The organism is Shewanella sp. 1180_01, assembly GCF_052850535.1.
In genome coordinates, this window is sequence record NZ_VXCT01000207.1 from 1 (window position 1) to 328 (window position 328).

Here is a 328-nt window from a genome sequence, read left to right on the forward strand (position 1 = left end):
TGCGTGGGAGGTAAACGCCTTAAACCGAATCGTTTCACTCCAATACTGCGCGGTGCGAATGCTCACCGGCCCCACTTCGCCTGGGAACAAAAACGCCCGCTTGCCCACATGTGTGTATTGCCACTGGGCGTAATGGGTAATCAGCTTCTTGGCTGTGGGCGTCATGGGTAAGCGGTGCTCTTGGCGGTTCTTGGCATTCTCAGCGGGAATAAACCAGTAATCGCCGGCAAAGTGGTCCCAACGTGCCAAGCGTGTTTCACCTATGCGGGTACCGAACATCAGCATCAACACAAACAACATGGCTACCGGTCTTGCTGCATTTCGCAAT

General features: G+C 54.3%; 1 pseudogene. It reads right to left on the reverse strand.

Annotation, left to right across the window (positions count from 1 at the left end):
• A pseudogene (locus FW758_RS24880) lies at window positions 1-328 on the reverse strand (tyrosine-type recombinase/integrase); the annotation flags it as partial.